The organism is Bradyrhizobium sp. UFLA05-109, from assembly GCF_054185165.1.
On the sequence record NZ_JBBIAR010000069.1, the window covers coordinates 26,701 to 49,295 of the forward strand.

Here is a 22,595-nt window from a genome sequence, read left to right on the forward strand (position 1 = left end):
GGCTCTCACGCGTTCCGCGCCATCAAGCCACCGTCGACCGGGATTACCGCGCCGGTCAGGAATGACGCTGCGGGCAGGCACAGGCTCAAGGTCATGTGCGCGACTTCCTCAGGGTCGCCATAGCGGCCAAGCGCGGTGCGGCGCTTGGCGTAGATCGTCTTGTGATCTTCCGGAATCCGGTCGGTGATCGCGGTGCGGATCGGCCCTGGACAGATGCAGTTCACGGTAATGCCATCGCGGCCAAGCTCGACCGCGAGTGAGCGCGTCAGGCTCGCAACGCCGCCCTTGGCGGCTGAATAGGGGCTGTGCAGCGCGGTGGCGCCGAGCGCCTCGGTGGACGCGATGTTGACGATGCGTGGGCTCTTCGATTTGCGCAGATGCGGCAGGGCCGCGCGGATGATGCGCGGATGCGCCGTCAACATCACCGCGATGCCCTTGGCCCAGGCGTCTTCGTAACCTTCGTCGTCGATCGCGACGCGTACGGAAATGCCGGCATTGTTGACGACGATGTCGAGCCCGCCGAAATGCGCAGCGACGTCGCCAACCACTTGGCTGATCTCCTTGGCGTTGGCAACGTCGAGCTTCCACGCCTCGGCAGAGCCGCCGCTCGCGGTGATCTCCCTGGCGACGGCCTGCGCACCATCCGGGTCGTAGTCGGTCACAGCGACATTGGCGCCTTCAGCGGCGAACACGCGTGCCGTAGCGCGTCCCATGCCGCTTGCCGCGCCTGTAATGAGAACGGTCAATCCCCTGACGGATCGGCTGAGCTGCTTGAACTCTGGCATGCTGTTTCCCCGAGGCCTGCATGTTTGTTGTTGTGAGATTGACAAGGCTGGCATCGATCCCCACACACGTCAAACAAAGCAAAAGCAAAGGGAGGCCGCGATGAACGAGCTCGATTTCTCAAGTAAGCAAGTGCTGGTCGTCGGCGGTTCCAGCGGCATCGGCAACGGCATCGCACAGGCCTTTCGTGCCAAGGGTGCGCAAGTCGCGGTCTGCGGCACCCGCGCACATGCGAAGGACTATGCAGCGGAAGAAGGCTCGGATCTCGCGGGTCTGGCTTACGCCCAACTCGATGTCAGCGATGCGAGGGGGATCGAAGCGTTCAAACCGTCGTTCGAACGTCTCGACGTGCTGGTGCTGGCACAGGGCGCGGTGATCTATCGCCGCGGCGAATTCGAGATGGCGGGCTTCCGTAGGGTACTCGAAGTCAATCTCATGAGCCTGATGGCCTGTGCCACGCGCTTTCATCCCATGCTGCGGGATTCGGGGGGATCGCTGATCATCGTCTCGTCGACTGCGGCCTATCACTCCACCATGGGCAATCCGGCCTACAACGCCTCGAAGACCGGTGCTGTCGGATTGACGCGGACGCTGGGCGAGGCCTGGGCCGGGGACGGCATCCGCGTCAACGGAATCGCGCCGGGGCTCGTCGATACCAAGATGACCAAAGTCACGACCTCCAATCCCCAGCGGCTCGAGGGCGCGCTGTCACGCATTCCGCTGCGGCGATTGGGCACGCCGGCGGATATGGCGGGCGCGGCCTTGTTCCTGGCTTCGCCATTGTCGTCCTACATCATCGGCCAGACGATCGTCGTCGACGGCGGGCTCATTCTCTAAGCGACGATGCGGAACCGCGCCGCGCCTGATCGGTTACTTCGGCTGACCCCCGAGGAGGACCAACATGGACAACGATCGGATTGCCGGATCAGCCAAGGAGTATGCCGGACGTGTCGAAGGTGCGGTCGGTGAGATGACGGGAGACGCGAGGACGCAGGCCTCGGCCAAGGCGCGCGAAGCGGCCGGCACCGTGCAGAACCTGTACGGGCAGGCCAAGGATGCCGCGCGCGATGCCACGGATACCGCTGCCAGTTACGCGAAGGACGCTTATGACGCTGGCCAGGATACGTTCCGCGACGGGACGCAGGCACTTGCAAAGAGAGTGCGGGACAACCCATTCGGCGCGCTGCTGGTCGCCGGTGGCATCGGCTTTGCGCTCGCGCTGTTGATGTCGCGGCCAGCCCGCCGCCCGCCGCCACGCTGGCGCTACTACAGCTAACCTAGTCGAGACGACTATCGCGGCGGATTACCCCAGAATTCCGCCGATCGCCCAATGCTGCCCGGCGGACGTGGGATCGCTGGATTGAAATTGGGGTTGCGCGGAGGCTGCGGTGCCAGTTGACGCGGCGACGGCGAGCCGAAGCTGAAGAAATCGCGCAGCGACGGCGCTGCCTGCGCCGGTTGCTGCACCGGCGGCTTCTTCGGCGCGGGCTTTGGCGGCGCGATCGCGGCCGCAGCGTTCGGCGCAGACCCCGCATTTGGATTAGCGGCGCCGCTCTCGGGCGTCGTCGTCGCGACCGGCGTATCACCCTTGGCCTGCTCGCGACCGACCTCGCGCCGTGGCCAGGCATAGTCGTCGGCGCGGCCTGCCGGCGCCGTCAGCGGCTCGCCCTTCACCAGCGTCTTGGCCGCGAGTGCATCGACGGCGGCCGGACGCGATCCCGGTCCGCCCAGCAACTGATCGGTGGAGATCGAGGCCGCAACCAGCGGCACGATCGGCCCCGCAAGCGGCCGCGGCGCGGGCTTGCCGGGCTCGGCGCTGGTATCGGGTGTTGCCGGCTCGCTCGGCAGTGCAATCGGGCCTGAGCGCCCCGCCAGCAGACGCGTAATCTCGCGCTCAACATAGTGTGCGAGCTTGCGTGCGCCAGCCTTGGTGAAATAGACGCCATCAGAGGTGCGGAGCTGACGGATCTGGCCTTCGAAGTCGGGGCCCTTCTGGAGGAAGCGGCCCGCTTCGTCGACAAAGCCGTCCCAGACATCGACATAGGTGATGCCGGCCTTGGCTGCTCCTTCGCGATAGAGCGAATCCAGGAACAGCATATCCGCCGTGCCCTTCGGACCGCGGATCGCGGGCAGGCCGACCCAGAGCACCGGCACGCCCTTGGACTTGAGCACGCCGATCAGCTCCTCGATCTTCTTGCCGTAGAGCTCGACCCAGCGGTCGTCGCGGAATTCATAGAGCCCATTCGGCGAGCGTGCGGTCTTTTCCGGCGCCGCGGTCTGCGGTGCATCGGCACTGTCGACGTCGTCCTGCGGCAGGTCGGTGTCTGCTGGTTTGTCGTCGGGCTTGGCGGCGGCATCCGTGCCGGCCTTGGTGTCGGTTTTGGCGTCGCCCGGCTTGCCTTGCGGCTTGGCGCGCGCGCCCTTGTCATTCTTCTTGTCCGCAGGCTTGTCGGATTTGTCCGCCGCGGGCTCGCGGATCGCCAGGCGGTCGTTCAGGCCGAGCATGACGACGATGACGTCGGGCTTCTCAGTCTCGAGAATGCCCCTGGCCGCGGCGGCCCAGTCCGAGGGCTCACCCTTCGGCTGGTACTTGATCAGGCCGGACGTGGTCTTGTGCTTGCGGATCACGCCCATGTCGGGCTGCTCGGTATAGGCGTCCTCAAGACCGTAGGCGAGCCAGTCGGCCATGGCGTCGCCGATCACGAGGACATTCTTCTCAGCAGTCGTGTCGCGCTTGGCTGGCGCGGGCGCGCGCGAAAAATCCTGGCGCGGGGCCTGTTGTTGCTGAGGCTGCTGGAATGGCGCGAAGAAGTCGCCGCCGAACCAGCCACCACCACTGCGCGGTGGCGCAGAACGCTGCGGCGGACCGCCGAAGCCGGGGAAGTTGAAGAACTGCGCCGACGCAGGGCCCGCGACCGACACCATGATCGCAAGCGCCGTCCCCAGCGCGATTAACGGGCCGGTCTCGGTCAACGCCTTGAAAAATGATTTCGGCTTCGACATGCGGGTCTGGAGGCGCGCGCTACGGTTTCGGAATAGGCTCGGTATAATAACGGAATCGGGCCGCAAACGGGCAGATTTGATTGCGCCATACACCGGGGAACTGCCGCCCTCGTCAAGGGCGGAGGCCGGATTTCGTGCTCAGGGTTACTTTCGGGACGGATTTACCGCCCGCGCAGCCGTTCCAGCACGTCAGAGGACGCAAATCCGTCCGCGGGAGCCCCGATCGAGGCCTGGAAGTTGCGCAGGGCGTCGCGGGTCTGGCCGCCGAATTGGCCGTCGGGCGTGCCCTTGTAGAAGCCGCGCTGGGCCAGGAGCTGCTGCAATTCCAGCCGCTCACCGCGGGACAGCTCCCGCTCCTGCCGCGGCCAGGGCTGCACGAAGGGCTGGCCCCCCCGCAGCCGGTCGGCGAAATGGCCGATCGCCAGCGCGTAGGCCTCGGCCGGGTTGTACTTCATGATCACGCGGAAATTCTGCAGCATCAGGAAGCCCGGCCCTTGGGCGCCGGCAGGAGCCAGCAGATAGGCCTTTTCGGCCGGGTGCGGGAAGGGCTGGCGGGTGGCGCGGGTGATCCCGAGCTTCTCCCATTGCGTGATCGTCATCGCCTTCGCCCGGTCGGCCAGCATGTAGTTGAAGTCCTGGGGCACCACGACCTCGTAGCCCCAGCTCGCGCCGCTCTGCCAGCCGTCCTTCTTCAGATTGTTGGCTGTGGAGGCGATCAGGTCGGCCGGATTGTCGACCACGTCGCGCCGGCCGTCGCCATCGGCATCCACCGCAAAGCGCTTGAACGCAGTCGGCATGAATTGCGTCGGGCCGAACGCGCCGGCCCAGGAGCCGCGCATCTGCTCAGGCTGCAGATCGCCATGGTTGAGGATTTCAAGCGCGGAGAGGAACTCATCCCTAAAATAGGCCTGGCGGCGGCCGATACAGGCCAGCGTCGCGGTGGATTGCAGCACGCTGCGGTCACCCATCTGGGTCGAGTAGTTGGATTCGATGCCCCAGATCGCCGCGACGATATAGCGGTCGACGCCGTAGGCCTTCTCCGTGGCGTCGAACTGCGTCTTGTACTTCGCGAGGATCTCCTTGCCCTTGGCGAGGCGGTTGTCGTTCACGAGGATGTCGAGATAGTCCCAGATCGATTTGGTGAACTCCGGCTGCGAGTCCAGGAGGTCCATGATACGCAGGTCCGGCGTGAGTCCGGCGGTGAACCGCTGAAAATTCTCCTGCGTGATGTTGCGGCGTGCGGCATCCGGCCACATCGATGCAACGCAATTGTCAAAATTGGCGGCGGCTTCCCGGATCGCGGCTGCCGTCATCAGGGGATGGCCGGAAGCGCCGTCCTCGCCGCTCCACGGCTGCGCGCCGCCCGAACCGGGTGCAGGTTGCGCGGGCGATGGATTGGAGCCGGAGAAAATGCCGCCGAACAGGTTCGACAAGCCGTTTGATCCCTGCGCGCGCGTTTGAAGCGGGAACAGGAGGGCGGCCGCAACCAGAGTTGCGCCGGTCATTCCTGCAAGTCCTGCCATCGATCGCGTCATGTCTCACCTGTGCGGCCAAAATCCGGCTGCAGGAGGCCCTTGTTACGGTTGCCAATACCTTAACAAAGGTGAAATTTTGCAGACGGCCTTTTCCTTTGAATCCCCGGGGCAGGGGCCCAACATCCGCCTTTGTTACCGGCTGCAAACCGGCTAGCAAGATGTCATTGCTCCAGCCCGCACGTCCCAAGGTATTCGATCAATCCCATGAAAATCCGCAAAGCCGTATTCCCCGTCGCCGGCCTCGGCACCCGCGTGCTGCCCGCCACCAAGGCGATGCCCAAGGAAATGCTGACCATCGTCGACAAACCGCTGATCCAGTACGTCTATGACGAGGCGAGAGAGGCCGGCATCGAGCATTTCGTCTTCGTCACCGGGCGCAACAAGAACGTCATCGAGGACCATTTCGACCGCATGTTCGAGCTCGACTCTACGCTTGCCGCGCGCGGCAAGAAGGCCGAGCAGGAAGTTTTGGCGCAAAACCAGCCCGAGGCCGGCGCGGTCAGCTTCACTCGCCAACAGGCGCCGCTTGGCCTCGGCCACGCGGTCTGGTGCGCGCGAGACATCGTAGGCAACGAGCCGTTTGCGGTCGTGCTGCCCGACGAGCTCGTGCTCAACACGCCGGGCTGCCTGAAGCAAATGATCGAGGCTGCAAGCCAGCTTGGCGAGAAGTCCAACGTGCTCGCGGTCGAGGCTGTGCCCGACCATCTCACGCATCAATACGGCATCTGCGGCGTGGGAAAACGCACCGGCAAGATCTTCGAGGTTGACGGCATGGTGGAGAAGCCGCCGAAAGGCACCGCGCCCTCTAATCTGTCGATCACCGGCCGCTACATTCTGCAGCCCGATATCTTCAAGATCCTGGAGACTCAGGAGCGCGGCGCCGGCGGTGAGATTCAGCTCACCGACGCCATGATCGGACTCGCCAGATCTCAGAAATTCTACGGCGTCGAGTTCGAAGGCGAGCGCCATGATTGCGGCTCCAAGGCCGGCTTCCTGCGCGCCAACATCGCCTACGGCCTGAAGCGCCCCGAACTGCGCGACGGCCTGCTCGCGGAAATGAAGAAGTATCTGGGCGGATAGCGTACGCTATCTCTCGGTGCCTCCCGACGTCGTCCCGGACAAGCGCAGCGAAGCGGAGCGCCGATCCGGGACCCATAACCACAGGGAGGAGTTTGGCGAAGACTCGCTAACCGGCAGCTCGCGCCACAACCACTCCCTGTGGTTATGGGTCCCTGCCTCCGCCGGGAAATGACGGCAGTGTAGCGACAGCTCACGCCACCAGCGACAGCTTTGGAATGTTCGCAACCACGGACTGGTTGCGGCCGCCGGCCTTGGCGGCGTAGAGCGCCTTGTCGGCGGCGGTCACCAGGATGGACCAGTCCATGCCGGCCGTGGGGACGAGGCTGGCGATGCCGCAGGAGACCGTCGTGCTCGCCTGGTCGTCGGACCAGCCCTGCACCTTGCAGCGGATCGTCTCGGCGATCTTGAGCGCGGCGGCTTCCGAGGTGTCCGGCAGCAGCACGGCAAATTCCTCACCGCCATAGCGTGCGGGGCAATCGCCGGCGCGGCGCACGGAATCGGAAATGCAGATGGCGATGCCGACCAGCACCTGGTCGCCGGCCTGGTGGCCGAACGTGTCGTTGTAAGCCTTGAAGTGATCGGCATCGATCATCAAGAGGGCGACCGGAGTCTTCTGGCGCATCGCGCGCCGCCATTCGACGTCGATCACGGAATCGAACTTGCGGCGATTGCGCAGGCCCGTGAGGGCGTCGGTGGTCGCCATTTCCTCGAGCTTGTTCTCCGCCTTGGCGCGCCGGCCGATCTCGCGCGCAAGCACCGCCGTCGAGCCCAGCACGAACAATGCGAGCACCAGCACCACGGCGCCGATGCGCAAGGCTTCCTTCTGCCAGAGTTCGAACACGGTGCTGAGCGGCTTGCCCGCGACGACGAACAGGGGGGTGGTGGTACTGCCGCTGCGGACATAGAGGCGCGGCGTCGTATCCACCGGGCCCTGTCCCGCGAAAGAACCGCCTTCCTTCAAATTGTCCGCCTTCCAGCTCTGCCGGTCGGCTAAATTTCTGCCGATCACGTCGAGATCGAACGGCCGCCGCATGATGATGGTGCGGTCGCGCTTGAGCACGGTGATGGTGTCCTGCGGATCGAGGCTCAGCCGCTCGAACAGCTCGTGGAAATAGCTGAAGCGGATCGAGCCGGCGACGACGCCCATGAAACCGCCGTCCTGATCGTTGACCCGCCGGCTCAGCACGATGGCGTAGGCGCCGCGAAACAGCATCGGGCGGCTGATGAACAGCCCTGCATTGGGGTTGTCGCGGTGAACCCTGAAATACTCCTCGTCGGCGCGGTTCTCCGCAACCGGGTCGAGCGTGGATGCGTCGATGGTCAGCTTGCCGTCGGCGTCGAACACCTGAATGGCGCCAAAATGCTTGGCGGTTGTGGCGTGGTCGAACAGGATGAGCTGCCGGATCGATTTGCTGACCGTCCCGATCTCGGGCAGCAGCATGTTGCTGGCCACCGCTTTCAGCGACAGGTCGTAGATCTCGATGTTGCGGCTGATGTCGGCCTCGATGGTCGTGGCAAGGTTTTCCAGGGTCTGGCGGGCAAGCGCCTCCTCGCCGCGGCGCATGTCCAGCATCACGTTGACGCAAATGGCAGAAAAGCCGATCACCGTCACGACCGACGAGATGATCAGCAGCTTCGCCGAGATCCGCCACGGCCGCCGGGCCGTGCCTTCGCGCCATCCAGACAGCATCACTTGCTCCCGACACTAGTGGATGCGCCTGAAATCTTGAGTAGTCTTTAAGGTGGGACGCCGGTGCCGCAATCAGTTAAGAAATGGTTTCCTGGGCTAGCGCTTTTCGGCAAGGGCGCGACCCCGATGAACGATCGAGGACGACGGTGAACGACTACGACGCGTTGCGCGATTACCTGAAGCGGCAGAAGCAGATGGAGCTCGTGCTGAGCTTTGACCAGATCGAGGAGATCATCGGCGCTGCCCTGCCGCGCGCAGCGCAACGCGCGTCCTGGTGGGACAGCCTGCGCAGCCCCGACATCCAGATGCCGCAGCGCGAAGCCTGCCTCGCGGCGGGCTTCACGGCGACGCGGATGCCGGACGGCAAGAGCGTGCGGTTCAGGCGAATGCCGAGCGAGAAGCGGCGCTACTAAAGCGCGATGAGATTGAGTTGAATCGTCATCGCGCTTTAGGTTGTTGTTTGAGCATGATCTTTTCGGAAAACCGCTTCACACTTTTCCGGATCATGCTCTAGCTCGCCGCTTCCAGCCGCACTTCCGTGAGTAGCCGCATCGCGGCGTCGGCGTCCATCGGCTCGCCGAAGGCGAAGCCCTGTGCGTATTCGCAGCCGAGCTGGTAGAGCTCGACCGCGTCCGAGTCGGTCTCCGCGCCTTCCGCCACCACGTCCATGCCGAGATCGTGCGCCAGCGCGATGATCGATTTCAGGATCACGGGGCGGGTACCGCGGCTCGTGGTGCGCACGAAGGACTGGTCGATCTTGATGGTGTCGAACGGGAAGCGCTGGAGATAAGCGAGCGAGGAATGGCCGGTGCCGAAATCGTCAAGCGATAGCCCCGTGCCGAGCTCGCGAATCCGCGTCAGCATTTGCGCCGCGTGCTCCGGATTCTCCATCACCAGCGATTCCGTCAATTCCAGCTTCAGCGTGCCGCGTGCGACCGAGGAGCGCGACAGCACGGTGCGGATGTCGTGGATGAGATCGTGGCGGAGCAACTGCCGCGAGGAGACGTTGACGGATGCGAAGATCGGCTCGCGTGAGCGCATCGCGCGCTGCCAGATCGAGAGCTGCTTGGCGGTCTGGTCGAGCACGAACAGGCCGAGGTCGACGATGAGGCCGGTCTCTTCCGCAATCGTGATGAATTCCGACGGCGACATCCGTCCGAGCTTGGGATGATCCCAGCGCGACAGCGCCTCGAAGCCGGCGATGGAGCGATCTTCCAGCCGCACGATCGGCTGGTAGAGGATCGTCAACTCCTGCCGCTCGATGGCGCGGCGGAGCTCGCTTTCCAGCGTCAGGCGGTCGGTCTTCCGCGCGCGCATCGCGGGCTTATAGACATCGATGCGATCGCCGCCGATGCGCTTGGAATGATACATCGCAAGCTCGGCATCCTTGATGATCTCGTCCGTAAGCTGGACTTGCGGATCGGAAAGCGCGAGGCCAATCGAGGCGGTGAGGAAGATCTCGCGGTCGTTGAAGGCGATCGGCGCGCGGATCGTCTTGCGGATGGTCTCGGCAAAGGCGGTGATGCGGGCCGGATCCTGTTCCGACAGCAGGATCAGCGCGAACTGGTCGCCGGCGAGCCGGGCCAGCGTATCCTGCGGCTTCAGGATGCGGGTGAGGCGGCGGGCGAGCGTGAGCAGGATGGAATCGCCGACCGCGATGCCGACGGAATCGTTGACCTGCTTGAAGCGGTCGAGATCGATCACCATCAGCGTCGGCCGCAGCGTCGGCATGGTCTTGGCGAAATTGGCGACGGCGCCGAGGCGGTCCATGAACAGCTTGCGGTTAGGCAGGCCGGTGAGGTTGTCGTGCACGGAATCGTGCAACAGTCGCTCTTCGGCATTGCGCAGCTCGGTGACGTCGGTGAGCGTGCCGACGACGCGCGAGACCTCGCCGTCGGAGCCGACCACGGGACGTGCCTTGAGCGCGAACCACATGAAATGGCCGTCCGGCGTGCGCAGGCGGAAATCCTGCACCAGGCGGCCGCGGCGCTGGTCGAGCACGCTGTCGAGCGCGGCACGGAAGCGATCCTGATCGAGCGGATGCAGCACCTCCAGCCAGGTCGCAGCCGGCCCTTCCAGCGTGCCGCGTTTCAGGCCGAGCAGCGCTTCGGTCTCGGGGCTGGTGAACACCTTGTCGGCGGAAACGTCCCAGTCCCAGATCAGATCGCCGGAGCCGGCCAGCGCGAGCGCACGCCGCTCGATGTCGGACACGACGCCGGTGGTGGCGCCGCCGCCCGCGAAGGCGTGCTGCATGACCGTGAAGCCGATCAGCATCACGATCAGCACGAGGCCACCGAGCAGCGCGGGTCCGACGATGTCGTTGGTCACGGAACCTGCGACCGTCATGCCGGCCGCGACCACCCAGATCACGAGCAGGAACCAGGTCGGGATCAGCAGCACCGCGCGGTCAAAGCCGTGGGTCGAGAGGTAGACGATCAGCGCAAAGCCGGCGAAGGCGATCAACACCAGCGACATGCGCGCGATGCCGGAGGCGACCGCCGGATCGAACAAGGCGAGCGCGACGAGCGAGCCCAGGAAGGCGAGCCAGCCCACCGTGATGTGCGAATAGCGCACGTGCCAGCGGCTGAGGTTGAGGTAGGCGAACAGGAACACCAGCAGCGTCGCGGCCAGAATCGCTTCGCCCGCCGCGCGCCAGATGCGCTCGGCGTTGTTCGACATGTCGAGCACCTTGCCCCAGAAGCCGAAATCGACGCCGATATAGACCAACACCGCCCAGGCGAGCGCGGCGGCTGCCGGGAACATGATGCTGCCCTTCACCACGAACAGGATGGTGAGCACGAGCGCAAGGAGGCCCGAGATGCCGATCACGATGCCCTGGTAGAGCGTGAACGAGTTGACCTTGTCCTTGTAGGCCTCCGGCTCCCACAGATAGAGCTGCGGCAGTTTGTCGGTGCGCAGTTCCGCGACGAAGGTGACGACGGAGCCGGGGTCGAGAGTGACGCGGAAGACGTCTGCGGTCGCGCTCTCCTGGCGTTCGGGCCGGTCGCCGATCGAGGGCGTGATGGTGGCGATGCGCGACAGCCCGAGGTCGGGCCACAAGAGGCCGGACGAGACGATGCGGTAATGCGGCGCGACGATCAGGCGGTCCAGCTGGTCGTCGGTGTTGTTGGCGAGCGCGAACACCACCCAGTTCTGGCCGCCCTCGCGGGCGCGCACCTCGATGCGGCGGACAATGCCGTCAGTGCCAGGCGCAGTGGAGACCTGGATGCGGTCGGCGTCGCTGCGCTGGTGCTCGAGTACAGCGGTGAGGTCGATCGCGGGCGCGTCGCTGCGGACGCTGACGGCATCAAGCGCGCGTGCAGGCGACGCGGCGACAAGAATCATGAGGCCCAGCGCTATGGGCGCGAGGCACCTGATCAGACGCAAGGTCAGTTCTCCGCGTTCGACGCAAACTCTTCAGTGCTAAGCGCATTTCCGAACGGAACGAGATGGTTCGGCGCTTCGCGATAGATGCCACGAAAGCGAGGAAAATCAAAGGGTTTCCGCCTCGCTTGCGGGTCGTGCGGGCTAGACCTCCAACACAATTTTGCCAATATGTGCGCTCGTCTCCATCCGCCGGTGCGCCTCAGCTGCCTTTTCCAGCGGGAAAGTGCTGTCCATCAGCGGTTTGATGCGGCCTTCGCGCAAGAGCGGCATCACCTCGGCCTCGATCGCGGCCACCATCGCCGCCTTGTCCGCATTACTACGGGGGCGCAAGGTCGAGCCGGTATGAGTGAGGCGCTTCACCATGACCTTGGCGATGTTGACGTTGACCTTGGGGCCGTTGAGGGTTGCGATCTGCACGATGCGGCCGTCGACGGCGGCGGCATCATAGTTGCGGTCGACATAATCGCCAGCGACCATGTCGAGGATCAGGTTGGCGCCGGCGTTGCCGGTCTCCGCCTTGACCACGGCGACGAAGTCCTCGGTCTTGTAGTTGATGGCGCGGTCCGCGCCGAGTTTGAGGCAAGCATCGATCTTGTCCTGCGAGCCGACGGTGACGACCACCTTCGCACCGAACGCTTTTGCAAGCTGGATCGCCATGGTGCCGATGCCGGAGGAGCCGCCATGGATCAAGAGCGTCTCGCCGGCCTTCAGCCCGCCGCGCTCGAACACATTGTGCCAGACCGTCATCAGGGTTTCCGGCAGCGCGCCGGCTTCCTTGATCGACAGCGCTGGCGGCACGCTCATCGCCTGGGCGTCCTGGGCGATGCAGTATTGGGCGTACCCCCCGCCGGCGACGAGCGACATCACCTTGTCGCCGATCTTGTGCCGCTTGGCGTTGCTTCCGACCGCGACCACTTCGCCCGCAACCTCCAGCCCCGGCAGGTCGCTGGCGCCAGGCGGCGGCGGGTAGGCGCCGGAACGCTGCGCCACGTCGGGCCGGTTCACGCCGGCGGCCATCACCTTGATCAGGATCTCGTCTGGACCCGGCTGTGGCAGCGCACGCTGCTCCGGCACCAGTACCTCAGGGCCGCCGGGCTTGGAGATGGCGACCACGGTCATTTGCGCAGGCAGCTTTTCCATGATTTGTCCTTGATTATCCTTGGGCCGCAGGACGAACGAGGCAATTGATTAGCCAGCGGGCCACGCGCTGGCAACCGCTTCGGCTTCGGTTGTGATGGAGGAGCGACGATGGCGATGGACGACGACGACCGGCCGCGCAAGAAGATCAGCCACGAGATCGGACAGGACCTCTCACTGTTGTCGGTCGAGGAATTGACCGAGCGTATCGCGCTGCTGAAATCCGAGATCGCAAGGCTCGAGGAAGCGGCAACCAAGAAGCGTGCCTCGCGCGACGCCGCGAACAGCATTTTCAAGTCGTAGCAAAGCCTGCAGTCCTCATCCTGACGAGGAGCGGCTGAAGGCCGCGTCTCGAATGATGGCCGCGGGAGCCCGGCCTTCATGGTTCGAGACGCGCGCGATGCAGCGCTCCTCACCATGAGGATCGGTAGTCCGCCCGCTGGAGCCGCCGTCTCTGAAACGGTTCCGCAACCCCCTCGGCCAATGGCCGACATGGCTAACGAACCCTCAAAAAAATCGTTCGTTTACGGTCGATTAAGCTTTCGCGTTTATGACTGGAACCGTCCTCGTTTGGACACCGAGTGGCTCCTGTCCACTCTGTTTGACGCCTCCCTGTTATCAACTTTCAAAGCCGCCGGTCTCCGGCGGCTCTTTTTTTGCGCCTCACCTGTCCCGCCTTGGTGCAATCAGGCGCGGAAACCATAAACGCGGTTGCTGCTGGACTTCGCGAGGCGCCCGCGCAATGATTTGTTCATCATAAGCCGGCGCCAAAGCCGGATGGTAAACAGTTGCGTAAGGGGCGTTAACCATGGAACGTTTGCAAGCTGACGGCGCTCTCGTTCAACTCAGCGAACGGTTCACCAATTCGGCGGCGTTCAGTGCATTGTTCCGCGAAGGCATGGATCTGGTCGAGGAGACCGCCGCCTATCTCGACGGCGCCGGCCGTACCGAGGCCAAGGCGCTCGACCGCGCCGTCAGCCTGACCTACGCCACCGAAAGCATGCGTCTCACCACCCGTCTGATGCAGCTCGCGTCCTGGCTGCTGCTGCACCGCGCAGTGAAGGAAGGCGAGATGACGCTGGTTCAGGCCAACCGCGAAAAGACCAAGGTCAAGCTGACCGCGGCCGATCCCGGCCCCACCGACACGATCGAGAAGCTGCCGCAGCAATTGCAGGACCTGATCGCCCGCTCGATGAGCCTGCAGACGCGCGTGCGCCGCCTCGACACCAGCATCCACACCCCGCCGGCGGACCGCATGCCGATCGGCAATCCCCTGGTGCCCCAGCTCAACGCACTCAAGGCCGCGTTCGAGGGGTAAGCCGATTCATTGTCATTCCGGGGCGATGCGCCAGCATTCGAACCCGGAATCTCGAGATTCCGGGTTCGGTCTTGCGGACCGCCCCAGAATGACCGCTCACAAACAAAAACGCCCCTGGTCTCCCAGGGGCGTTTTTTCGTCGCGGCCTGATTGGCCGGATCAATCCTTCTTGAGGAAGCCCGAGAACTTCTTCTGGAACCGGGAGACTCGGCCGCCGCGGTCCATGATCTGGGCGGAGCCACCGGTCCAGGCCGGGTGCGACTTCGGGTCGATGTCGAGCTGAAGCTTGTCGCCTTCCTTGCCCCAGGTGGAGCGGGTCTGGTACTCGGTACCGTCGGTCATCACGACGGTAATCGTATGATAATTCGGGTGAATCTCGGCTTTCATGGCAATTCCTCGGCGCCCCGGCGCCTCATTGAGTGGCTAGCGAATGACGGATTTGGGCGGCTCTATACCCCACGAAACCTCGCAAAACAAGCCATTGCGGGATGAGCAACCGGGCTTGCCCCTAAGGGACATCCCGGATTTGCTACTACCTTTGCACCGGCCTATTGGAGCGGACCAATCCAATGGGTCGGATCTCATGAGCGCAGTGGAACGGCTTGATGACCGGTACGTCGATCAGGGCAAGATGAAAGCCGCGGACACCCCTTCGATCGAGGCCGAGCTGATCGAGCAGCCGGCCAAAGGCCGGGCAAGGCTGCGGCCGCTGATGGCGCTTGCGCCCTATGTGAACCGCTATCGCGGACGTGCCGCGCTTGCCTTCGTCGCGCTGACGATTGCCGCGCTGACCACGCTTTTGGTGCCCGTTGCGGTGCGGCGGATGATCGACTTCGGCTTCACGCCGGAAGGCATCGCGCTGATCAACAGCTACTTTGCGGTGATGATCGCAGTCGTCGCGGTGCTCGCAATGGCGAGTGCCGCGCGCTACTACCTCGTGATGACGATCGGCGAGCGCATTGTTGCGGATTTGCGCCGCGACGTGTTCGGCCATCTGCTCTCGCTCTCGCCGACCTTTTTCGATAGTGCGCGCAGCGGCGAGCTGGTCTCGCGGCTGACCGCCGACACCACCCAGATCAAATCCGCGGTCGGCGCCTCGGTGTCGATCGCACTGCGCAACATGATGATGTTCCTGGGCGCGGTCGCGATGATGGTGATCACGAGCCCGCGCCTCTCCGGTTTCGTGCTGCTCGCCATTCCCCTGATCGTGCTGCCGCTGGTCGCCTTCGGGCGCTGGGTGCGGCGGCTGTCGCGCAATGCGCAGGATACGCTCGCAGACGCCTCGGCCTACGCCTCCGAGCTGGTCGGCGCCATCCGTACCGTGCAGGCCTATACCAGCGAGAAGCTCGCCGCGAAGCGCTTTGGCGGCGAGGTCGAACAGGCCTATGAGGCGGCACGCACCTCGACGCAGGCGCGCGCGGTGCTGACCGCCATCATCATCTTCATCGTGTTCACGAGCGTGGTCGCGATCCTCTGGATCGGGTCGCATGACGTCCTGATCGGCTCGATCACGCCCGGCCGTCTCGGCCAGTTCGTGCTCTATGCAGCATTTGCCGCGGCCGGCCTTGGCCAGCTCAGCGAGGTCTGGGGCGAGGTCGCGGCCGCTTCCGGTGCCGCCGAGCGTCTGTTCGAGATCCTGCATGTGCAGCCGGAGATCACCGCACCGGCGATGCCGCGTGCGCTGCCGTCGCCAGCGCGCGGCGAAGTCGGCTTCGACAGAGTGAGCTTCGCCTATCCGGCGCGGCCTGACGTCAAGGTGCTCGACAGCGTCTCGCTCAACGTGCGCCCCGGCGAGAAGGTCGCGATCGTCGGTCCTTCCGGCGCCGGCAAGAGCACGCTGTTTCACCTCCTGCTGCGGTTCTACGATCCGATGCTGGGCGCGATCGCGCTCGACGGTGTGCCGGTCAGATCGGTCGATCCGCGCGAGCTGCGTGCGCGCATCGCGCTGGTGCCGCAGGAATCGGTGGTGTTCGCCGCCACCGCCCGCGAGAACATCCGCTTCGGCCGGCCCGATGCGACCGACGCCGAGGTCGAGCGCGCCGCCGAGCTTGCGCATGCCGCCGAGTTCATCCGCCGCCTGCCGGAAGGCTTTGAGACGTCGCTCGGCGAGCGCGGCGTGACGCTGTCCGGCGGCCAGCGCCAGCGCATCGCGATCGCGCGCGCGATCTTGCGGGATGCGCCGCTGCTGCTGCTCGATGAAGCAACGTCGTCGCTGGATGCGGAAAGCGAGACGCTGGTGCAGACCGCGCTGGAAGAGCTGATGAGCCATCGCACGACGATCGTGATCGCACATCGCCTCGCGACGGTGCTGTCATGCGATCGCATCCTGGTGATGGACCAGGGCCGGATCGTCGAGCAGGGCTCGCACGCCGAGCTGGTCGCGGCGAACGGGCTTTATGCGCGGCTGGCGAGGTTGCAGTTCGAGGGGGCGTGAGGGGCCTCCACCGTCGCCCCATTCTCGGTGTCATGACCCGCGAATGCGGGAGGTCCAGCATTCCACAGACAGTGCGAGGATACGGAGGCGCCGCGGCGCACTGGATGCCCCGGTCAAGCCGGGGCATGACAGCAGAGGGAGACGGGGCGGCTCGGAAACGGCTAACTCTCGCACCCCAAAGCAAAACATCGAAAACAACCCCATGCAAAGTAGAGCGACGACGTTGGGGAGGTCGCCGCGCCTACGGCTTCCATTCCATCCTTAGCACCGGCCGTCCCGAGGTCGGGTTCACATCACCTCCCGCATGGGCAAAGCCGCTGCGCTCGTAGAAGCGGATGGCGCGGGTATTGTCCTTGTTGACGAGCAGCGTGACGCCGGTTGGCGAGAGGCGCTTGGCCTCATCCACCAGAAGCCGCGCGGCATCCGAGCCCCATTGTCCGGGATCGACCACGAGCTGGTCGAGATAGCCTTCGTCATCGATGGTGACGAAGCCGATCAGCGCGCCATCATCCTGCTCGGCGACCCTGATCTCGGCTTTCGGCACCAGGTCCTTGCGCCAGCGCTCGCGCCACCAGTCCAGCCGCGCCGCGAAGTCGATCTGCGGATAGGCCTGCTGCCAGGTGCGATGCCACAGCGCGATCGCCGCCGCCTCGTCCTCGGCGCGATAGGGGCGGAGGTGGAAAGTGCTCATCTAGCAAAGACCGTCATGCCCGGGCTTGTCCCGGGGCATCCACGAAGAGCCGCGCGTGAGGAAGCAAGAACGTGGATGGCCGGGACAAGCCCGGCCATGACGATGTGGCCTGCACCGTGCCTGCCTGACCACTACCGCTCCGTCAGCTTCAGCTCGATGCGGCGGTTGCGCTTGAAGGCGTCTTCGGTGTTGCCGGTATCGAGCGGCTGGAATTCGGCAAAGCCGGCCGCGACCAGGCGCTCGGCGGGCACGCCGAGCGAGATCAGGTATTGCACCACCGAGATCGCGCGGGCCGAGGACAATTCCCAGTTGGACTTGAAGTTGGCGCCGCTGACCGGCCGCACGTCGGTGTGGCCGTCGACGCGCAGCACCCAGGGAATCTCGCTCGGGATCTTGCCGTTGAGCTCGTTGAGTGCGCTTGCCACCGTGTCGAGTTCGACGCGGCCCTCGGGCAGCAGCGTTGCCTGGCCGGTGTCGAAGAATACTTCGGACTGGAACACGAAGCGGTCGCCGACGACGCGGATGTCGGGGCGGTTGCCGAGGATGGCGCGCAGGCGGCCGAAGAATTCCGAGCGGTAGCGCGACAATTCCTGCACCCGCTGGGCCAAAGCCACGTTGAGGCGGGAACCCAGATCGGCAATCCGTGTCTGCGATTCCTTGTCGCGCTTCTCGGAGGCGTCGAGCGCTTCCTCAAGCGCCGCCAGTTGCCGCCGCAACGCGCTGATCTGCTGGTTCAAGACCTCGATCTGCGCGAGTGCGCGCGCGGACACCTGCTTCTCGGAATCCAGCGCCTTGCTGAGCTCCGTCGTCTTGCCCTGCGCGTCGTTGCCGGCGTTCGCAAGCCCTTCATAGAGCCCCTTCAGGCGGTCGCGCTCGGTCTCGGCCGAGGCGAGGCCGGCCTTGAGCTGCGAGACCTGGTCGTCGAGGCTGAGCTTGCCGAGTTTTTCCAGCGACAGCAGCTCGTTGAGCTGGGCGATCTTGGCATTAAGCTGCTCCAGCGCCTTGTCCTTGCCGGTGACCTCCTGCGACAGGAAGAACTGCACGACCAGGAAGACCGAGAGCAGGAACACGATCGACAGCACCAGCGTCGACAGTGCGTCGACGAAGCCGGGCCAGTAGTTGAAGGGGCCTTCGCTGCGGCGGGCGCGTGCAAGAGCCATTCGAATTACTCCGCTTTCGTGTCCCGGGCGCGGGTAGCGCGTGCAACGCTGCTCCGCAGAGCCGGGACCCACATCTCAAGTAACGCTGTGTCCCGGCTCAGCGACGCATCATTTCATGCTGCGTCTCGAACGGGGCACCAGACCGTTTCAACTTTTCTCCGGCTGGCGCGCGAGGCGCTCGAGCAGGCGGCGGATCTCACGATTTTGCTCGCCTTGGCCGTCGGCCCATTCGCGGATCATCTGCTGCTCGGTGCGCATATGCGAGACCAGCGCCTGGATCGCCTCGGCAAGGCTCGCCATCGCCGCGGTCGTGCCGCGGCTGCCGCTGCCTTCCTCGAGCACCGAGCGCAGCCGTTCCAGCGCTGCCTGGAGCTCGCCGGATGCCACACCGCCGCCGCTGGCGACAGCCACGGCCTCGCCGCTGCTATACTCGCGCACGGTGGTGGCGAGCCAGTCTTCGAGGTCGGTGTAGAAGCGGTTCTGCGCCTGGCTCGATTGCAGGTCGAGGAAGCCGAGGATCAGCGAACCGGCGAGGCCGAACAGCGAGCTGGAGAACGAGATACCCATGCCGCCGAGCGGGGCGGCGAGGCCTTCCTTCAGGGTATCGAAGAGAGCACCGGCGTCGCCGCCGACCTTCAAACCGTCGATCACCTTGCCGACCGAGCCAACGGTCTCGATCAGGCCCCAGAAGGTGCCGAGCAGGCCGAGGAAGACCAGCAATCCGGTCATATAGCGGGAGATGTCGCGGGCCTCGTCCAGGCGGGTCGCGATCGAATCGAGCAGGTGCCGCATGGTCTGCTGGGTGATGCTCATGCGCCCAGACCGCTCGCCGCCGAGGATCGCCGCCATCGGGGCCAGCAGTCTCGGATGGCGCGACGGCGCAAGGCCGGGATCCGCGATGCGGAAATTGTTGACCCAGGAGACCTCGGGATAGAGCCGAATCACCTGCCGGAACGCCAGGATGATGCCGATGAACAGCACGCCGCCGATCAGGGCGTTCAGCCCGGGATTGGCGAAGAACGCGGTGATGATCTGCTTGTAGAGCACGACCCCGACCAGCGAGCAGAGCACCAGAAACACCAGCATCCGCACCAGGAACACGCTGGGGGAGGACAGTTTGATGTAGTCGTTGTCCATGGGGGAGCGGGGCGAAGTGCCAGGCTTCATGGCCGATGTCATCCGTTGCGAAACCCAAATTACGGCCAGCACTATGGCACAGAGCCAGCCCAAAAAAAGCGGGAAGGGGTCGATTTCAGGGGTAAGCAGGGAACCTAAAGCTGAAACCGGGGCTTTGAGGCTTTGGCATTTTGTAAAACTCCGGCGTTCCCGAAGACTGAAAGTCGGATTTTTTGCATGACGACCTATCTCGGGACGCTTCGCTCTCGCCTGCGATTCCGGTGACGTTCGCCTGGGTGGTGCGGGAGTGGACCAGTGGCCCGGTCGACATCATCCGGGCTTTTTCGGCCGGCCTTGTCGGCGCCGGCAGTCTTCGTTGGCCGGTCTCCGGCGCGCACCCGACGAGCTCTGCCGCGCCCACGGGTGCGAACCGGCGCATTCTTTCCATTGCCGCCCGGAGCGTCCGCCTGAAGCCTCGCGCCAGACCGTCGCGCATGCGCAAGCTCTCGACGAACGTTCGCTCCCAGGCTCGTCAAACCATACTGCGAAGCCCCGAGTTGAGTGGGGGATTCTCCGGATTGAAATCGCTCTTCCAACGGCTCTCAGTCCCTTGATTCAGATCAAGAGCCTTGCGGATCACAACCCATGTCATTGCGACTTCGAAATAAATGTCAGATGTCGACCGCTGAGCGGACTAGATCGGCTTTAGACATCGGCCGATAGGCAGAACGGCATGCGCGCAGCAGCGAATGCGAGCACGACCAACGAGGCGGCGCCCTGGCACGCGATACCTCAGCATGAGGTCGTGGAGCGACTTGCTACCAGTTGCGAGAAAGGGCTTGCTCCGGCTGAGGCCGCTGTCCGACTTCAGAAATACGGTCAGAATCGCTTGCCCGAAGGGAGGAAACGCGGCTCGTTTGCGAGACTTCTCGCACAATTCAACAACATCCTGGTCTATGTGCTGCTCGCCGCAGGGTTCACCAAGTTGATGCTGAACCTGTGGGTCGATGCGGCGATCATCTTTGGCGTGGTCGTTCTCAACGCGCTCCTCGGGTTCATTCAGGAGGGCAAGGCCGAGAAGGCACTGGATTCCATCCGCAATATGCTGACCGCCGAGGCCAGGGCGGTGCGCGGTGGGGAAACCCGCATGATTCCCGCGGAGCAGCTTGTCCCGGGGGACGTCGTGCTCCTGGAGTCGGGCGACAAGATTCCAGCGGATCTGCGACTGTTCGAGACAAAGAACCTGCGGACCGAAGAAGCGGCCCTCACTGGTGAATCGGTGCCGGCAGAAAAAAGCGTCGACGCGGTGCCTGCGAACGCGACGGTCGGCGATCGCGAGAACATGGCATTTTCCGGCACCATGGTCGTATCCGGTCGCGCAACCGGAGTGGTCGTCGCGACCGGAACTCAGACCGAACTCGGCCGCATCAACCAGTTGCTCGCCGACGTCAGCCCGCTCGAAACTCCGCTGCTGCGCCAGATCAAGAAATTTGGCTACGCCATCAGCGCGGCTATCGGGGTGATCAGCGTCCTGATCTTCGCCTACGGCAAGTGGGTGAAAGGGATCGACTTTGTCGAGCTCTTCCAGGCCGTCGTCGGCATCGCCGTATCGCTCATCCCGGAAGGACTACCTGCACTCATCACGATCACCCTGGCCATCGGCGTCCAGCGCATGGCGCAGCGCAACGCGATTATCCGGCGGTTGCCCGCGGTCGAGACGCTCGGCTCCGTGTCACGAATCTGCTCGGACAAGACGGGTACGCTGACGCTCATGGAGATGATGGTGGTGTCCGCCGTTACAGCCGACTCGGCGTATCAGGTCACCGGCGATGGCTATTCTCCCGTGGGAGAAATCAAAAAGGACGGACAGCCCGCCGGCAAGGATCCGGTCCTCGCGCTGATGGGGCGAGTGTCCCTGCTCTGCAACGATGCGGAGCTGTTCCAGGAGGAGGGGACCTGGAAGGTGGAGGGCGATCCGACCGAGGGCGCGCTTTATCCGTTCGCGGCAAAGCTCGGCATGGATCGGCAGCGCGAGCAGGCTGCATCTCCGCGTATCGACGCCATTCCGTTTGAATCCGAGCACAAGTTCATGGCGACCCTCCAGAAAGATGCGAACGGCGAGCAAGTCCTGCTCGTCAAGGGCGCCCCGGAGGTCATTCTTGAACACTGCGATCGCCAGCAGACCGACGACGGCCAGTCGAGCCCGCTCGACCGCAATCACTTCTCGAAACAATCGGACAGGCTTGCGGCTCAAGGCGAGCGTGTGCTGGCCTTCGCGTGGCTCCAGAACCCGAACGTGAAGGCTGGCGGTCTGACCGCGGCCGATCTGCCAAGGACGCTCGTCTTGCTCGGCCTGATCGGCCTCCTGGATCCGCCGCGCAAGGAGGCCATCGAAGCCGTGAAGGAGTGCCAAGGTGGTGGCATCCGCGTCACCATGATCACCGGCGATCACAAGATCACCGCTGCGGCGATCGCCAAGATGCTTGGCCTCGGCGACGGAAAGACCGCGATCACGGGCGCCGAAATCGAGGACATGGACACCGCGACGCTGCAGGAACGCGTTCGCGCCGTCGACGTCTTCGCGCGCGCCAGTCCCGAACACAAGCTGCGCCTGGTGAAAGCGATCCAGGCCAACAATCAAATCGTGGCGATGACGGGTGACGGTGTGAACGACGCGCCGTCTCTCAAGAAAGCCGACATCGGGGTCGCGATGGGTATCAAAGGCACCGAGGTCACGAAGGAAGCTGCCGAAATGATCCTGGCCGACGATAATTTCGCCTCGATCTCGGCGGCGGTAAAGGAAGGGCGCACCGTCTACAACAACATCGAGAAGGCCATGCTATTCATGCTGCCGACCAACGTCGCGCAGGCGCTGGTCATTGCGGTGGCGATCTTTGTCGGGTTCACCATGCCGATCACGGCTCCGCAAGTGCTCTGGGTCAATATGGTCACGTCGGTCGCACTCGGCCTGGTCATCTCCTTCGAGCCGCACGAGATCGATGTGATGCGACGGCCCCCGCGCGCGGTAGACCGCCCGATCGTGACCGGCTTCGGGATTTGGCGGATCATCTTCGTCGGCCTGGCGCTCCTTGCTTACACCTTGCTGGCGTTCTTCTGGATGAAAGGGCACGGCGCATCGGACGCGCTTGCCCGAACGGTAGCCGTCAATGCGATCACAATCGGCCAGGTCTTCTATTTGCTGAATAGCCGTTACCTGCTCGATTCGTCGCTCTCCGTGAGGGCGCACACGGGCAACACGTA

General features: G+C 64.4%; 18 protein-coding genes. 8 read left to right on the forward strand and 10 right to left on the reverse strand.

Features of this window, described 5'->3' with window-relative positions; all coding sequences use genetic code 11:
* Positions 1-5: 5 nt before the first annotated feature.
* Positions 6-785, reverse strand: a complete 780-nt coding sequence (locus tag Q3C01_RS35945; RefSeq protein ID WP_458150007.1) for an SDR family NAD(P)-dependent oxidoreductase — start codon at positions 783-785, stop codon at positions 6-8.
* Positions 786-885: 100 nt separating this feature from the next.
* Here Q3C01_RS35945 and Q3C01_RS35950 point away from each other — a divergent pair, with 100 nt between their 5' ends.
* Positions 886-1,620: an SDR family NAD(P)-dependent oxidoreductase gene (locus tag Q3C01_RS35950; protein ID WP_458150008.1), complete on the forward strand. Its 735-nt coding sequence runs from the start codon at positions 886-888 to the stop codon at positions 1,618-1,620.
* A gap of 64 nt (positions 1,621-1,684) precedes the next feature.
* Positions 1,685-2,059 carry a CsbD family protein gene (locus tag Q3C01_RS35955; protein ID WP_458150009.1) on the forward strand — a complete coding sequence of 125 codons (375 nt, stop codon included), beginning with the start codon at positions 1,685-1,687 and terminating at the stop codon, positions 2,057-2,059.
* 14 nt (positions 2,060-2,073) lie between these two features.
* Here Q3C01_RS35955 and Q3C01_RS35960 read toward each other — a convergent pair whose 3' ends face one another.
* Entirely contained in the window at positions 2,074-3,786 is a 1,713-nt protein-coding gene (locus tag Q3C01_RS35960; RefSeq protein ID WP_458150010.1) for an SGNH/GDSL hydrolase family protein, read from the reverse strand.
* A 161-nt stretch (positions 3,787-3,947) separates the two neighbouring features.
* Positions 3,948-5,291, reverse strand: a complete 1,344-nt coding sequence (locus tag Q3C01_RS35965) for a lytic murein transglycosylase (RefSeq protein WP_458150011.1) — start codon at positions 5,289-5,291, stop codon at positions 3,948-3,950.
* Between the two features lie 234 nt (positions 5,292-5,525).
* On the opposite strand from Q3C01_RS35965, the gene Q3C01_RS35970 reads away from it, so the two are divergent.
* Positions 5,526-6,401 carry a UTP--glucose-1-phosphate uridylyltransferase gene (locus tag Q3C01_RS35970; RefSeq protein ID WP_458150012.1) on the forward strand — a complete coding sequence of 292 codons (876 nt, stop codon included), beginning with the start codon at positions 5,526-5,528 and terminating at the stop codon, positions 6,399-6,401.
* Positions 6,402-6,591: 190 nt separating this feature from the next.
* Here Q3C01_RS35970 and Q3C01_RS35975 read toward each other — a convergent pair whose 3' ends face one another.
* Positions 6,592-8,091 (reverse strand): GGDEF domain-containing protein, encoded by a 1,500-nt coding sequence (locus tag Q3C01_RS35975; RefSeq protein WP_458150013.1) that lies wholly within the window; start codon positions 8,089-8,091, stop codon positions 6,592-6,594.
* Positions 8,092-8,237: 146 nt separating this feature from the next.
* Between Q3C01_RS35975 and Q3C01_RS35980 the strand changes: the two genes are divergently transcribed.
* Positions 8,238-8,504 (forward strand): DUF7662 domain-containing protein, encoded by a 267-nt coding sequence (locus tag Q3C01_RS35980; protein ID WP_458150014.1) that lies wholly within the window; start codon positions 8,238-8,240, stop codon positions 8,502-8,504.
* Positions 8,505-8,601: 97 nt separating this feature from the next.
* Here Q3C01_RS35980 and Q3C01_RS35985 read toward each other — a convergent pair whose 3' ends face one another.
* Positions 8,602-11,478, reverse strand: a complete 2,877-nt coding sequence (locus Q3C01_RS35985; RefSeq protein WP_458150015.1) for an EAL domain-containing protein — start codon at positions 11,476-11,478, stop codon at positions 8,602-8,604.
* A 141-nt stretch (positions 11,479-11,619) separates the two neighbouring features.
* Entirely contained in the window at positions 11,620-12,618 is a 999-nt protein-coding gene (locus Q3C01_RS35990) for an NAD(P)H-quinone oxidoreductase (protein WP_458150016.1), read from the reverse strand.
* 108 nt (positions 12,619-12,726) lie between these two features.
* Between Q3C01_RS35990 and Q3C01_RS35995 the strand changes: the two genes are divergently transcribed.
* Together Q3C01_RS35995 and rcdA are read left to right on the forward strand one after the other, a co-directional pair.
* Positions 12,727-12,918, forward strand: coding sequence for a DUF1192 domain-containing protein (locus Q3C01_RS35995; RefSeq protein WP_027521814.1), 192 nt, complete (start codon positions 12,727-12,729; stop codon positions 12,916-12,918).
* A gap of 505 nt (positions 12,919-13,423) precedes the next feature.
* On the forward strand, positions 13,424-13,933 hold the full coding sequence (gene rcdA, locus Q3C01_RS36000) for a protease adaptor protein RcdA (RefSeq protein ID WP_458150017.1): 510 nt from the start codon (positions 13,424-13,426) through the stop codon (positions 13,931-13,933).
* A 159-nt stretch (positions 13,934-14,092) separates the two neighbouring features.
* On the opposite strand, the gene rpmE is transcribed toward rcdA, so the two are convergent.
* Positions 14,093-14,320, reverse strand: a complete 228-nt coding sequence (gene rpmE / locus Q3C01_RS36005) for a 50S ribosomal protein L31 (protein ID WP_027521816.1) — start codon at positions 14,318-14,320, stop codon at positions 14,093-14,095.
* Between the two features lie 196 nt (positions 14,321-14,516).
* Between rpmE and Q3C01_RS36010 the strand changes: the two genes are divergently transcribed.
* On the forward strand, positions 14,517-16,367 hold the full coding sequence (locus tag Q3C01_RS36010) for an ABC transporter ATP-binding protein/permease (protein ID WP_458150018.1): 1,851 nt from the start codon (positions 14,517-14,519) through the stop codon (positions 16,365-16,367).
* Between the two features lie 241 nt (positions 16,368-16,608).
* Here the strand turns inward: Q3C01_RS36010 and Q3C01_RS36015 are convergent, their stop codons facing one another.
* From Q3C01_RS36015 to Q3C01_RS36025, 3 genes are all read right to left on the reverse strand, one after another.
* Complete coding sequence (locus Q3C01_RS36015; RefSeq protein WP_458150019.1) at positions 16,609-17,058, reverse strand: GNAT family N-acetyltransferase; 450 nt, start codon at positions 17,056-17,058, stop codon at positions 16,609-16,611.
* Between the two features lie 131 nt (positions 17,059-17,189).
* Complete coding sequence (locus Q3C01_RS36020; protein WP_458150020.1) at positions 17,190-18,218, reverse strand: peptidoglycan -binding protein; 1,029 nt, start codon at positions 18,216-18,218, stop codon at positions 17,190-17,192.
* Positions 18,219-18,365: 147 nt separating this feature from the next.
* Positions 18,366-19,385: a flagellar motor protein MotA gene (locus Q3C01_RS36025; protein WP_458150021.1), complete on the reverse strand. Its 1,020-nt coding sequence runs from the start codon at positions 19,383-19,385 to the stop codon at positions 18,366-18,368.
* Between the two features lie 682 nt (positions 19,386-20,067).
* On the opposite strand from Q3C01_RS36025, the gene Q3C01_RS36030 reads away from it, so the two are divergent.
* A partial coding sequence (locus Q3C01_RS36030) for an HAD-IC family P-type ATPase (RefSeq protein ID WP_458150022.1) occupies positions 20,068-22,595 on the forward strand: 2,528 nt, incomplete at its 3' end.